Source organism: Streptomyces thermovulgaris (assembly GCF_002155915.1).
Taxonomy (GTDB): domain Bacteria; phylum Actinomycetota; class Actinomycetes; order Streptomycetales; family Streptomycetaceae; genus Streptomyces; species Streptomyces thermovulgaris.
In genome coordinates, this window is the sequence record NZ_MUME01000194.1 from 1 (window position 1) to 12,634 (window position 12,634).

The 12,634-nt window shown below is 72.4% G+C and carries 6 protein-coding genes and 1 pseudogene; all 7 read right to left on the reverse strand.

Annotated elements, in window-relative coordinates; genetic code table 11:
* Nucleotides 1-487: HNH endonuclease family protein (locus CCN35_RS16620; protein ID WP_107501061.1), on the reverse strand; the 487-nt coding region annotated here is incomplete at its 3' end.
* A gap of 193 nt (nt 488-680) precedes the next feature.
* Nucleotides 681-4,232, reverse strand: coding sequence for a transcription-repair coupling factor (gene mfd, locus CCN35_RS16625; RefSeq protein ID WP_086793311.1), 3,552 nt, complete (start codon nt 4,230-4,232; stop codon nt 681-683).
* A 327-nt stretch (nt 4,233-4,559) separates the two neighbouring features.
* Nucleotides 4,560-7,139 carry an ABC transporter permease gene (locus CCN35_RS16630; RefSeq protein WP_086793313.1) on the reverse strand — a complete coding sequence of 860 codons (2,580 nt, stop codon included), beginning with the start codon at nt 7,137-7,139 and terminating at the stop codon, nt 4,560-4,562.
* Nucleotides 7,136-7,924, reverse strand: a complete 789-nt coding sequence (locus tag CCN35_RS16635) for an ABC transporter ATP-binding protein (RefSeq protein WP_067396469.1) — start codon at nt 7,922-7,924, stop codon at nt 7,136-7,138. The genes CCN35_RS16630 and CCN35_RS16635 overlap by 4 nt, the downstream gene beginning before the upstream one ends.
* Before the next feature lie 505 nt (nt 7,925-8,429).
* Nucleotides 8,430-9,302, reverse strand: coding sequence for a cellulose-binding protein (locus tag CCN35_RS16640; protein ID WP_067396466.1), 873 nt, complete (start codon nt 9,300-9,302; stop codon nt 8,430-8,432).
* A gap of 386 nt (nt 9,303-9,688) precedes the next feature.
* The gene (locus CCN35_RS16645; protein WP_086793315.1) at nt 9,689-12,211 is read right to left on the reverse strand and encodes an SUKH-4 family immunity protein; all 2,523 of its coding nucleotides are present in this window, start codon (nt 12,209-12,211) and stop codon (nt 9,689-9,691) included.
* An 8-nt stretch (nt 12,212-12,219) separates the two neighbouring features.
* Nucleotides 12,220-12,634: pseudogene (locus CCN35_RS16650) on the reverse strand (cell wall assembly protein Knr4); the annotation flags it as partial.

A 12,634-nucleotide genomic window follows, 5' to 3' on the forward strand; every position in this document is an offset into this window, starting at 1 on the left:
TGGTGCGCGCGTCCACGGCGAGCAGGTTGAGCGGGTCGTTGGCCAGGGCTATGCGTTTGCTCGCGTCCCAGTACTTGGCGCCCTTCTGCCAGGCGTCCGACAGGGCGACGACATGGTCGATGTCGATCTGGCTGTGGCCGCGCCGGAAGACGATCTCCTTGCCGGAGTACGGGTCCGAGGCCAGGACGCCGTAGGACACCTTGCAGGTGCCGTCGAGGAACTTGACCTGTTCCAGGTCCCGTTTGAGGATGTCGTCGCGGGTGCGGCAGCCGTTGGAGTCGGTGTCCGCCCAGGGGCTGCCGAACTTCTCCCGCTCGTAGCCGGTCTTCGGCGCCCGTCCCTTGACGGGCAGTTCCTCGACGGCGGCGAGCGCCGCGCCGACCGTCTTCTTTTCGGGTGCGTCCGTGCCGTCGGTGTCCTTTGTGCAGCCGGTCACCGCCAGCACCACGGCCGTGGCCACGGCCGCCCCGCCCCTCGGACACCTCAGTCGCCTCACGTCGCGTCCCTCTCCTCTCGTTTCCGGTCCCGCTCCTGGTGCGGTCCTCCTGTCCGTCTTCCCACGGTAACCGGAAATGATGTTGATACCGCACGGGTTTCGGAGGCACGGGGCGCGGCCGCGGCGCGGGCCGGGCGCGGATGCGGCCACGGCCCACGCCCCCCAGGGCTTGCGTCCCCGGGGTTTACGACCCCAGGACCGACGTCAGGAACTCGCCCACCCAGCCGAGCAGTTCCCGGCCGACCAGCGGCTTGCCGCCGACCTTCGCGGTCTTGGGGCGGGGCACGAGGACCTGGTGGACGGCCGGCTTGATCACCGAGCCGGGGTAGAGGCGCTTGAGGCGCAGCTCCTGCGACTCGCGCAACTCCACCGGGGCGAAGCGGATGTTGGTGCCCTGCAGCACGATCTCGCTCACCCCGCACGCGCGGGCGAGCATGCGCAGTCCGGCCACCAGCAGCAGGTTCTCCACCGGTTCGGGCAGCTTGCCGTAGCGGTCGGTGAGCTCCTCGCGGACGGCCTTGATGTCCTCCTCGGAGTTGGCGGAGGCGATGGACCGGTAGGCCTGCAGGCGCAGCCGCTCGCCGGGCGCGTAGTCGTGCGGGACGTGCGCGTCGACGGGCAGCTCGATCTTGACCTCGAGCGGCGGCTCCTCCTTGATCTCACCGGTCTCCAGCTGCCGCCGGTAGTCCGCGACCGCCTCGCCGACCATGCGCACGTACAGGTCGAAGCCGACGCCAGCGATGTGCCCGGACTGCTCGCCGCCCAGCAGGTTTCCGGCGCCCCGGATCTCCAGGTCCTTCATCGCCACGTACATGCCGGCGCCCATCTCGGTGTGCTGGGCGATGGTCGCCAGGCGTTCGTGGGCCGTCTCCGTCAGCGGCTTCTCCGGCGGGTACAGGAAGTAGGCGTAGCCGCGTTCGCGGCCACGGCCCACCCGGCCGCGCAGCTGGTGCAGCTGGGACAGGCCGAAGGTGTCGCTGCGCTCCACGATCAGGGTGTTGGCGTTGGAGATGTCGATGCCCGACTCGACGATCGTCGTCGAGACCAGCACGTCGTACTTCTTCTCCCAGAAGTCGACCACGACCTGCTCCAGGGCGGCCTCCGACATCTGGCCGTGGGCGGTGGCGATCCGTGCCTCGGGGACGATCTCGCGCAGCCGGGCGGCGGCGCGGTCGATGGACTCCACCCGGTTGTGGATGTAGAAGACCTGGCCCTCGCGCAGCAGCTCGCGGCGGATCGCCGCACCGATCTGCTTCTCGTCGTACGGCCCGACGAACGTCAGCACCGGGTGGCGTTCCTCGGGGGGCGTGGTGATCGTCGACATCTCCCGGATGCCGGTCACGGCCATCTCCAGGGTCCTGGGGATGGGGGTGGCGGACATCGTCAGCACGTCGACGTTGGCGCGGAGCTTCTTCAGCTGCTCCTTGTGCTCGACGCCGAAGCGCTGCTCCTCGTCGACGATGACCAGGCCCAGGTCCTTGAACTTGGTCTCCGACGAGAACAGGCGGTGGGTGCCGATCACGACGTCCACCGAGCCGTCCCGCAGCCCGTCCAGGACCGCCTTGGCCTCGGCGTCGGTCTGGAAACGGGAGAGCGCCTTGACGTTCACCGGGAACTGCGCGTACCGCTCGGAGAACGTCGCGAAGTGCTGCTGCACCAGCAGTGTGGTGGGCACGAGCACCGCCACCTGCTTGCCGTCCTGGACCGCCTTGAAGGCGGCGCGGACCGCGATCTCCGTCTTGCCGTAGCCGACGTCGCCGCAGATCAGACGGTCCATCGGGACCGGCTTTTCCATGTCCGCCTTGACCTCGGCGATCGTGGTGAGCTGGTCGGGGGTCTCCGTGTACGGGAAGGCGTCCTCCAGCTCGCGCTGCCAGGGAGTGTCGGGGCCGAAGGCGTGCCCGGGTGCGGCCATGCGCGCGCTGTAGAGCTTGATCAGGTCGGCGGCGATCTCCTTGACCGCCTTCCTCGCGCGTGCCTTGGTCTTCGTCCAGTCGGCGCCGCCGAGCCGGTGCAGGGTGGGGGCCTCGCCGCCGACGTACTTGGTGATCTGCTCCAGCTGGTCGGTGGGGATGTAGAGGCGGTCGCCGGGCTGGCCGCGCTTGGCCGGGGCGTACTCCACCACCAGGTACTCGCGGGTGGCGCCCTGCACCGTGCGCTGCACCATCTCGATGTAGCGGCCCACGCCGTGCTGCTCGTGGACGATGTAGTCGCCGGGCTCCAGGGTCAGCGGGTCGATGCTCTTGCGGCGGCGCACCGGCATCCGGGCGCCGTCGCGGCCGGCCGCCCTCTGGCCGGTCAGGTCGGTCTCGGTGAGCACCGCCAGCTTCAGGCCGGGGTCGACGAAGCCGTGGGTGACGGAGCCGCACGCCACGTGCACGACCGACGGGGACAGCTCCTTCAGGTCCACGTCCAGGCGGGCGGCGATGCCCTCGCCGCCGAGCACCTCGACGGTGCGGGAGGCCGGGCCGTGGCCCTCGGTGACGAAGACCGTGCGCCAGCCGTCGGCGAGCCAGCCCTTGGTGTCGGCGAGCGCCCGCGCGGTGTCCCCGCGGTAGGTCTCGGGTGCGCGCATGCCCAGCTTGAGGGTGTCCGCGCCCTCGTCCTCGCCGCCGTAGGCCGTCTCGTCCGCGGCGAACGGCGAGACGGTCCACCACATCATGCCCAGCTCGCGCGCGTGGTCGCGGATGTCGGCGATCGACCGCAGGGAGGCCGCGCCGACGTCGATGGGTGCCTCCGCGCCGCCGGCGGTGGCCGCCCAGGAGGCCTGGAGGAATTCCTGGGAGGTGGCCACCAGGTCGGCCGCGCGGGTGCGCACCCGCTCCGGGTCGCAGACGACGGTCATGGCGCCCTCGGGCAGCACGTCGAGCAGCAGCTCCATGTCGTCGACCAGGACCGGGGCCAGGGACTCCATGCCCTCGACCGCGATGCCCTCGGCGATCCTGCCCAGCAGTTCGCCGAGTTCCGGGTGCCGCTCGGCGAGCTCGCGCGCACGGGCGCGGACGTCCTCGGTGAGCAGCAGCTCCCGGCAGGGCGGGGCCCACAGGCCGTGCTCGGCGACCTCCAGGGAACGCTGGTCGGCGACCTTGAAGTAGCGGATCTCCTCGACGTCGTCGCCCCAGAACTCGATGCGCAGGGGGTGTTCCTCGGTGGGCGGGAACACGTCGAGGATGCCGCCGCGCACGGCGAACTCGCCGCGCTTTTCCACCAGCTCCACCCGGGAGTACGCGGCGGCGGCCAGGGCCTCGACGACGTCGTCGAGGTCGGCGCTCTGCCCGGTCCTCAAGGACACCGGCTCCAGGTCGCCCAGGCCCTTGACCTGCGGCTGGAGGACGGAGCGCACGGGGGCGACGACGACGGAGACCGGGCCGGTCTCCGGGTCGTCGGGGTCGGGGTGGGCCAGACGGCGCAGCACGGCCAGGCGGCGGCCCATGGTGTCGCTGCGCGGGCTGAGCCGCTCGTGCGGGAGGGTCTCCCAGGCGGGGTACTCCACGACGCCGTGCGGGGGCAGCAGCGAACGCAGGGCGTCGGCGAGGTCCTCGGCCTCGCGGCCGGTCGCGGTGACCGCGAGCACGGGGCGGGCGGTCTCGCGGGCCAGGGCGGCGACCGCGAGGGGGCGGGCCGCCGGGGGGCCGACGAGATCGATGTGCATGCGGTTGCCGTCCGCCGCGGCGGTGATCGCTTCCGCGAGGGCGGGGTCCTTGACGACGGCGTCGAGCAGACCGTGCAGGGTCATGGGGGGTTGTTTTCCGTCCGGAGATGGGCAACACGAAAGGCCCGACTCGTGCGCGGGCCGGGGGTCTTTTCAGCGTACGACGCCCGGGGCGGTGGTCGCGGAGGCTGTGGACAACCTCCCGCACACCGAGCGACTCGAACAAATATTCAAACAGAGGGGGTGTTCACCCGGACAAGGGGGGCATCCGGACGGACGAACGGATGCGCAAAGAGGCGCGCACGGCACAGGGGCGGCGGGGTGTCTCGCCCCGCCGCCCCTGGTCCGTCCGTCGCCCGGGCCGCGGCCGCCCCCTTCCCGGAGCGCGGCCCGTCCCCCGCCGGTGACGGGTCACTCCGTGGCGATCGCCTCCAGGACGTTCATCCGGCCCGCCCGGAACGCCGGGACCAGAGCGGCGACCAGGCCCACGAACGCCGATCCGACGAAGACCCCGATGATCGTCGGCCACGGGATGTCGAGGACCTTCAGACCCTCCAGGGCGAGCAGCTGCTGGGCGGTGGCGCCCCAGCCCATGCCCAGGCCGAGACCCAGCAGGGCGCCGAAGAGGGCGATCACGACCGACTCCATGCGGATCATGCGGCGCAGCTGCCGGCGCGACAGGCCGATGGCCCGCATCAGACCGATCTCCCGGGTGCGTTCCACGACCGACAGGGCCAGGGTGTTCACCACGCCCAGGACCGCGACGACGATCGCCAGGGCCAGCAGGCCGTAGACCATGTTCAGCAGCTGGCCGACCTGGTCCCGCAGCGCCTCCTTGTAGTCGGTCTGGTCGCGCACCGTGTACTGCGGGTAGTCGTGCAGCGCGTCCTTCAGCGCCCGGTACGCGGCGTCCTTCTGCCCGTCCTTCGCCGAGGCGAGGACCATCATCGTCAGCGGCATCCTCTCCTTCGGGACGTGCCGGGCGAGCGTGTCGATCGACAGGTACTTCGCCCCCACGTCGATCACGCCCTCGCTGCTGGTGATCGCGCGGACCGTCAGCGTGCCCGTCGAGCCGCCCCGGAACGCGACCTCGATCTTCGAGCCGATGCCGATGCCGTGGTCCTTCGCGAACTTCTCCGGGACGGACATCGATCCGGGCCGGTAGGCGTCCTCGAGCTCGCCCTCCACGGTCTTCACCCGCAGGTCGGTCGCGTACGTCGGGTCGGCCGCCGAGAGCATCTGCTTCCTCAGCGTCCTGCCGTCGGGCGTGGTGAGGTCGGCCTCGGCCAGCTTGTACTCGGTGACCCGCTCCAGCTGCGGCACCGCCTTCACCGCCTTCACGGCCTGCGGGGTGATCAGCTGGCCCATGTCGTTCTGGACGATGAAGTCCGTGCCGACCGCCTTGTCGAGCTCCTCGGTGGCGGAGGCCACCATGGAGGAGCCGACCACCGACAGGCACGCCACCAGCGCGAGACCGATCATCAGCGCGGCACCGGTCGCACCGGTGCGGCGCGGGTTGCGCAGGGCGTTGCGCTCGGCCATCCGGCCGACCGGGCCGAAGACCCGCAGCAGGACCGCGCCCAGGACCCGGACCACACCGCCGACGAGCAGCGGGCCGACGACGACGAAGCCGACCAGCGACAGCACCACGCCCAGGCCCAGCCACACCGAGCCCTCGGACGCCTTGTCCGCGGCGCCCGCCAGGTAGAGGGAGAACCCTCCGGCGGCGGTGAGGACCGTACCGACCACGCCCCGCACCCAGCCGGCCCTGGCGTCCGCCGGGGCACCCGTGTCGCGCAGCGCGGCCATCGGGGAGATCCGGCCGGCCCGCCGGGCGGGCAGATAGGCGGCCAGCACGGTGACGACGACGCCCAGCAGTACGCCGATCGCAGGAGTCGTCCAGGCCACCGTCAGATCGTCCATGGACAGCTTCATGCCCATCAGACTCATGAGCTTCATCAGCCCGACCGCGAGCCCGACGCCCGCCCCCACACCGAGCACCGAGCCGACGACGCCCAGCAGCAGCGCCTCGGCCAGCACCGAGCGGTTGACCTGCCCGCGGGAGGAGCCGATGGCCCGCATCAGGCCGATCTCCCGGGTGCGCTGCGCGACCAGCATGGAGAAGGTGTTGATGATCAGGAAGACGCCGACGAGGAAGGCGATCCCGGCGAAGCCGAGCATGGCGTACTTCATGACGCTCATGAAGCTCTCGACGTCCTTCCGGTTGGCGTCGGCGACCTCCTCGGCGGTCCGCACCTTGTAGTCGTCGCCGAGCGCGGCCACCACGTTCTTCTTCAGCTGCGTGTCGCTGACACCGTCGGCGGCGGTGACGTTGATGTCGGTGTAGACGCCGGTTTCGCCGACCAGGACCTTCTGGGCGGTCCTGGTGTCCAGGTAGAAGAGCGCGGCACCGGGGTTGGTGACGGTGAAGCTGACGATGCCGGAGACCTTCGCGGTGTGCGTGCCGACCGCCGTGATCACGCCCACCTCGTCGCCGAGCTTCAGGCCGTGCTTGTCGGCGGTGTCGGCGTCGACCATCACCTGGTCCGCGCCCTTGGGCGCCGCACCGGAGGTGATCTTCATGGTGCGGGCCTCGTTGGCGTTCCAGCTGCCGACGATGGTCGGCGCGCCGCTGGTCGGCGAAAGGCTGTCCTTGTCGCCGTCGACGACGGTCACCGAGGTCGAGAACACCGCGCCCTCGGCCGACTTCACGCCGTCCACCGCGCGCACCTCGGTGAGCACGGAGGCCGGTATCACCGGCGGCCTGCCGTTGCTGGAGGTCGTCTCACCGCTGTCGGAGGCGTCCTTGGCGCTGACCGTCACGTCCGACGCCGTCGCCTGGAACAGCTTGTCGAACGTCGTGTTCATCGTGTCGGTGAACACCAGCGTCCCGCAGACGAACGCCACCGACAGCAGCACGGCGACGGCCGACAGCGCCATGCGCCCCTTGTGCGCCAGGAAGTTGCGCAGGGAGGTCTTCAGGACGGTCATGACGTGCGCCCCCGGGCGTCGAAGTCCTTCATGCGGTCCAGCACCTGATCGGCCGTCGGCTGGTCCATCTCGTCGACGATCCGGCCGTCGGCGAGATACAGCACACGGTCGGCGTAGGAGGCGGCCACCGGGTCGTGGGTGACCATCACGATCGTCTGCCCCAGCTCGTCCACCGACCGGCGCAGAAAGCCCAGCACCTCGGCACCCGCGCGGGAGTCCAGGTTCCCGGTCGGCTCGTCACCGAAGATGATCTCGGGCCGGGCGGCCAGGGCACGGGCCACGGCGACACGCTGCTGCTGACCGCCGGAGAGCTGGTTGGGCCGGTGCTTGAGCCGGCCGGAGAGCCCCACGGTCTCCACCACCCGCTCCAGCCACTCCTTGTCCGGCTTCCGGCCGGCGATGTCCATGGGCAGGGTGATGTTCTCGAGCGCGTTCAGCGTGGGCAGCAGATTGAACGCCTGGAAGATGAAACCGATCCGGTCCCGGCGCAGCTGCGTGAGCTTCTTGTCCTTCAGGCCGGTGATCTCGGTCTCGTCCAGGAAGATCTGACCGCTGGTCACGGTGTCGAGACCGGCCAGGCAGTGCATCAGTGTGGACTTGCCGGACCCCGAGGGCCCCATGATCGCGGTGAACCGGCCGCGGGCTATGTCCACGTCGACGTGGTCCAGGGCGACGACACGGGTCTCCCCGGCCCCGTATGCCTTCACGACCTGCCGCGCCCGCGCGGCAACGGCCGTAGTCCTTCCAGTACCCCCGTGCCTGGGAACGGTCACAGCCGATGTCACGTCACGTCTCCTAAGTCGGTCTTTCGATGGATGTGTCGGGTGCGGACGCGTGGTCTGCGAAGTGATCCGTGCGGTGGTGCGCGCAGCGGTCCGCGCATCGGTACGTCGTCGAGTCTGCTCGGCGCAGGCCCCCGGCGCGCTGGTGCTCGGCGCAGTCTTCAACGGGGGAAAACCCCACCCCCGCCGGTGCGGCACACCGCCCCCTGCGGTGTAAAGCCAGGTTAAGGACGCTCCCGCCCCCGCACGTCATCCGGCGGTACGAACCCTCCCCGGCCTCGGGTACGGCGCTTCCCCTAGGGGTTCTCCACCGCTGGACGGAGCCCTTCTCAGGGTTGCCTCCTCCCATCGGCGCACCGGGAGTCTTCACCCTTACGCCGCGTGAAGGTCAAGCGCACGGCCGCCCCGCGACGGAACCGGTACGCGGACAAGCCGCACGGACAAGCCCCCGAAAAAGACGGCACCCGCCCGTCGGCACGACCCCTGCCGCGCGCCCCCGTCCGCCCGGTCAGCGCCCCGTCACACCGCTTCGCGCCACCGCGCCGGCCTGCGCCCCCGCACCGTCGCCCCACCCCTCGCCGCGCTCACGCGGCACCCGCTCCGGCCCCACGGCGATCCACTCGTCCCGCAACCGGGCCTCGGCCAGCACCTCCGCCGCCCGCGCCCGCGCCTCCTGCTGCCCCCGCAGCGCCGCCTGCTCGGCCTCGGCCAGGGCCCGCACCGCCTCGGACAGGGCCGCCTCGGCGGCCGCCGCCCGGGCGGCGTACTCCGCCTCGAGAGCGGCCTCCCGCTCGGCCTGCGCCCGCTCCACCTCCGCCCACCGCTCGGCATGCTCCCTGGCCTGCGCGGCGAGCATCCCGGAGGCGTACCGCCGCGTCTCCCGCAGCACCGCCAGCGCCTCCCCGCGGCGCTCCTTCGTCTCCCGGCGCACCGCGGCCCGCAGCTCGTCGGCCTTCGCCCGCGCCGCGACAAGGCACTGCTCGGCCTGCTCGTCGGCCCGGGCCCGCACGGCGTCGGCCTGCGCCCGGGCGGCGGCAAGGACACGCTCCGCATCGGCCCGTGCCGTCTCCATCAGACGCTGCGCCACCCGCCGCGCGCTCTTGCGCACCGCCTGCGCCTCCTCCTGCGCCAGCTCGAAGAGCCGCCCGGCGCGCTCGCCGAGACTCTCGTACGTCTGGGGGCCCAGCCCCTCCACCGCCTCACGCAGCCGGGCCAGTTCCGTCTCCATCTCCCGGGCGAGAACGGTCAGGCGCGCCGCACGCTCCCACGCGGCGTCCCGGTTGTCGGAGAGGGCAGCCATGTACGCGTCGACCTGAGCGGGACGGTAGCCGCGCCCCCGTACGACCGCGAAGCCGTACGGCGACCCCGGTGCGCTGCTCATCCTGGACCCCTCTCCGCCGGAACACCGCCGACGCGCTGCCGGGACGCTCCCGAAACACCGCCGAGCTACACGAACGGAATACGACATGATGATTTCGCGCATATCTTGATGTATGGGGCGCTGATGTTCATAACGCGACACTCCGGACGCACGGCGAGTCGCCCCGAGGGCGACGGACACCGCCACGGGCACCCCTGCGGACACCCCCGCGGCCCCGGACGCGGACACGGCCGCACGGACACCGGCGGACACCGGCAGGGACCGGCGGACACCGGCAGGGACCGGCGGACACCGGCGGACACCGGCGGACACAAAAAGGCCGGGCCCGGTCGCAAGAACCGGGCCCGGCCCCGTCCGCACACGATGCGGCCGTCAGCCGGGACGCCTCACAGCAGCCCGTCCCACATCTGCTCCAGCACCACCGACCACCAGCTCTCGGGCGAACTCAGCGCCGCCGGGTCCAAGGACGCCAACTGCGCCTGGAAGTCGACGGTCCAGCGGCCCGCCTGCTCCTGGGTCAGCCCGTAGCGCAGCCGCCACATCCGCCCGAGCAGCGCCAGACAACGCACGAACTCCGGCAGCCCCGTGTTCACGAACTGCGGCGGCACGGGCGCACCGCCCGGCCCCGCCTCCACCGGCACCGCCACGATGTTCGCCGTGCCGTACTGCACACAGATCGCCTTGCCGAAGTCACTGCCCACCACCAGGTACGAGCCCGCGTCCGGCGCCGCCTGCACCCCGCGCTCGGCCGCCAGCTCCGCCAGCGTCGGCACCGGCCGCCCCGGCTGGGCCTGCGCCCAGAAGAACGGCCCCATGTCGACCGGCAGCCCCGCCACCACCAGGGTGTGCGCCACGATCGGCGGAACGCCCTGCCGGGAGACCGCGGCCTGATCGAACCGGAAGACGCCCGGCCCGAAGGCCGCGCCCAGCTCATGGGCGATGCCCTCCGGCGGAATCGGCGGCGCCGGCTGCACCGGCGGCAACGGCGCACGCACCGGCGCCGGACGGGCCGGACCGTCCGCCACCTGGTGCAGCTCGCCCTGGTGGGCGAGGAGTTGCTCGATGCCCTGCCGGCGGCTCGCGTGATCGGTGCCGTACGGCGCGATCGACGTGATGCGCGCCTGCGGCCACTGCTCACGGATCATCCGCGCGCAGTAGGCGCCCGGCAGCTGACACGACTCCAGCTCCGTGTGCAGCTCCAGCACCTGGTCCGGCGGCACGTTCATGGCCCGCAGCTCGTGGAAGATCTGCCACTCCGGATGCGGCATGCCCGGCGCGGAACGCCGGATCAGCTGCTGCTCCGAACCGTCCTGCGCGCGGTAGCGCAGCACGGCCTGATAGCCGGGGCCGACCATCGGCTGCCCCTGCTGGGGATAGCCGTAGGCCGACGGCGGCTGCCCCGGAGCGAGCGGCTGACCGGGCAGGGAGTGCCCGGGCGCGGGCGGCGGACCGGGCGGCGGCACCGCACCCGGCGGCACACCGGGAGCCCCCGGAGGCGGAGGAGGCGCACCGGGAACGCCCGGCGGGGGCGCGGCCAGCATCGTCTCCGCACGGTGCACGGCACCCGGAGAGCCCGGCGGCCGAGGCGCACCCGGCGCCCCCGGGGCACCTGGGGGAGCACTGGGCGGAGGCGGAGGTGTCCCCCCGCCGGTCCGGCCGGGATCCGCGAGCATCGTGGCCGCGTGATGCACGCCCCCCGGAGGCGTGCCGCCCGTACCGCCCGGCGGGTTCGGCGCTCCCGGCGGAGGCGGCGTCGGACCGCCCGCACCACCGGGGCCGTCGGGCCCGAGCGACGACACGAGCTGGGTCGGCACATAGCCGCCCGCGGCACCCGGCGCACCGGGCGGAGGCGGCGTGGGGGCTCCGCCCGCAGGCGTGCCGCCCGCAGGCGTGCCTCCCGCAGGGGTCGGTGCCCCCGGCGGCGGAGGCGGCGTCCTGCCCGCCGCGGAGCCGGCGGCCTCACCGGCGCCCGGCGCGGGCGGCGGCGTGGAAGCGGCCGCGTCCTGCGGCTTGCCCGAGGGCGGCGGAGGCGGCGTGCCCGGACCGGGCAGCGTACGCGGCGGCGCGGGCGGCGGGGTGTCCTGCGGAGCACCGGACGCACCCGCGCCGGCCGGCGCACCGCCCCCGCCGGTCCCGCCGGGTGCGTCGGGTGCGTCGGGTGCGTCGGGTGCGTCGATCGCCGGTGCCAGCCGGGTGCGCGGAAGCTGACTGCCGCCTTCCATCAGCGTCGTCTTGGCGTCCGGGGCGACGGTGGGCGGCGGCGGGGTGTCGTCGGTCTCGCTCAGCGCCGGCGAGTAGACCGTGTCCGGCAGCGGCACGGAACGGTCGTCCTCCACGTCCACGCTGGTGTCCGTCCCGGTCCACGGAGTCGCCCCGACAGGAACGGCCGGAGCACTCGGGGTGCTCGGGGCACTCGGCGTGCCGGGCGTGCTCGGAGTGCCGGGCGTGCCCGGAGTGCCGGGCGCACTGGGCGTACCGGGCGCGCTCGGGGCACTCGGCGTGTCCGACGCCCCGGACGCACCCCGCCGGTCCGGAATCCCCATCCTGTCCGCCGCCTCCTGCAACCACTGAGGCGGCGTCAGCAAGAACGACGTCTGATTCAGATCCACCCGCGCCGGCGGCTTCGGAGCCGCCTCCGCGGCCTGCTCCGCACGCCCGTACTCCTCCTCGTACCGGCGGATGATCTCCCCCACCGGCAACGCCGGCCACAAGGTGGCCTCCCCGCTGTCCCGGGCGATCACCAGCCGCTGCGCACCGCCGTCCGGCCGAGGACCGCCCTCACGGTCCTCCGCCCACACCACGAAGCCCAGCTCGAACTCCCGTACCCGCACCTCACGCTGCTGGTACGCCGGCACATCCCCGTTGATCCACTCTTCCGCGCGCTCCTGCGCCTGCGCGAACGTCACCATCGCCCGACTCACTCTCCCGCCGACGAACCGGAGGACACGGGCACCACACGCGCGAAACCGCCCTCCACCATCAGATTCGCCACCGTCTCCAACTCCGGCGGAGAACCCGCCAACCGGGACAGAAACGCGTCGAAGTCCTCACCGCACGGCAGCAGCAACCGCTCCACCCGCTCCGCCTGCGACCACGACGGATCCACGTCCCGCACATCGTCGTACGGGCAGAACCACACCGAACCGACCCGCTCGCCCTTCACCTTCACCGCGAGCAGCCCGCCCTGCACGAAAGCGACGCCCAGATAGTCCTTCGTCAGGTGATCACGCAGACACTTGTTGATGTACACCAGGTCATTGACCGCCGCCTCCTCCCGCACCGTGAAGAACGGCTGGTCGATCAGCAGCCCCAGCTCCGCGTCCAGCGCCGTC

Excerpts from the sequence above, each read along its gene's own strand:
- CCN35_RS16630 (WP_086793313.1), bottom strand. The coding sequence starts at position 7,139 with ATGACCGTCCTGAAGACCTCCCTGCGCAACTTCCTGGCGCACAAGGGG.
- CCN35_RS16645 (WP_086793315.1), bottom strand. The coding sequence starts at position 12,211 with ATGGTGACGTTCGCGCAGGCGCAGGAGCGCGCGGAAGAGTGGATCAAC.
- CCN35_RS16640 (WP_067396466.1), bottom strand. The coding sequence starts at position 9,302 with ATGAGCAGCGCACCGGGGTCGCCGTACGGCTTCGCGGTCGTACGGGGG.
- mfd (WP_086793311.1), bottom strand. The coding sequence starts at position 4,232 with ATGACCCTGCACGGTCTGCTCGACGCCGTCGTCAAGGACCCCGCCCTC.